Here is a 1091-nt window from a genome sequence, read left to right on the forward strand (position 1 = left end):
GGTACGGCTGGGTATTGGACCAGCTTGGCGCCCTGCTGGCCCGGGCCAGCAACCCGTTCAGCATCTCATCGCTCACCGGCTGGTCGGTAAATGCCCGCACACTATGGCGTCGAGCCATTACATCCTGAAATTCCATACTCTCAACCTGTTGTGAGTTTAGCGTTTACTGTGCCAGAGACTTACAATGCGCAGCCATGACCAAGACCATCGATAACCTGCAACGTCGCGCCAACTTTTCCCGCTGTCGGCAATACCGCTATGCCCTGTGGCGCCAGTGGGGTGAAGGCGATGACTTCATGCTGCTGATTGGCCTGAACCCCTCCACCGCCGATCACCGCCAGGACGATCCCACCATCCGCCGCTGCATGGGCTTTGCCCGTGATTGGGGCTATTCCGGCCTGTGTGTGGCCAATCTGTTCGCCTACCGGGCCACCTACCCACAGGACCTGTTCGCCACTGCTGACCCGGTGGGCCCGAAGAATGACCAGTGGCTGCGCCGGCTGGCACGACAGGCAGACCTGGTGGTCGCCGCCTGGGGCAATCACGGCCGCTTCAATGACCGTGCCTTGCAGGTGACGCCGCAACTGCCTGCCATGCACTGCATTCGCCTGAACAGCTCCGGGGAACCGGCGCATCCACTGTATCTCCCCAAGCATCTCACCGCCCAGCCCTGGGATGGCTACGCCACCTTGTCCTGACCTTCACCTTGAACAAGCGACAATAGGCACAAAGTACCGGCCGGGATTAACAATGTGAGCACACGTCTGGAAAAGAACATCCGTCGTGCCAAAGGGCTGTCCTACGCTGGACTCATTCCCTTTTATGGCTTGGCGGGCCTGTCCTGGATTGCCGAGACGGGTAACTGGGCCCTGCATGCGCTCGCCACCTACGCCGCCATCGTCATTACCTTCCTCGGGGCCATTCACTGGGGTCGCGCCCTGGACAAGATGGCCGACAGTAATCAATACCCCACCCTGTTGTTTGGCTTGATGCCTGCCCTGCTGGGCTGGTTTGCCCTGTTGCTTCCTCTGGAGTTGGCGCTGCCCATGCTCGCCGCCGGGCTCATGTACGTATGGGGCACAGAACAGATG

The 1091-nt window shown here is 60.5% G+C and carries 3 protein-coding genes; 2 read left to right on the plus strand and 1 reads right to left on the minus strand.

Annotated features, from left to right (window positions below):
• On the minus strand, positions 1-136 hold a 136-nt coding region (locus A3730_RS32890), incomplete at its 3' end, for a nitroreductase family protein (RefSeq protein ID WP_197477238.1).
• 58 nt (positions 137-194) lie between these two features.
• Between A3730_RS32890 and A3730_RS02490 the strand changes: the two genes are divergently transcribed.
• Together A3730_RS02490 and A3730_RS02495 are read left to right on the plus strand one after the other, a co-directional pair.
• The gene (locus A3730_RS02490) at positions 195-698 is read left to right on the plus strand and encodes a DUF1643 domain-containing protein (RefSeq protein ID WP_063521684.1); all 504 of its coding nucleotides are present in this window, start codon (positions 195-197) and stop codon (positions 696-698) included.
• 54 nt (positions 699-752) lie between these two features.
• Positions 753-1091 (plus strand): DUF3429 domain-containing protein (locus A3730_RS02495; RefSeq protein ID WP_063537413.1); only part of this gene is annotated, 339 nt, incomplete at its 3' end.

The sequence above is a fragment of the Alcanivorax sp. HI0044 genome (genome assembly GCF_001634945.1).

Coding starts and splice junctions, on each gene's coding strand:
- A3730_RS02490 (WP_063521684.1), top strand. CDS start 195: ATGACCAAGACCATCGATAACCTGCAACGTCGCGCCAACTTTTCCCGC.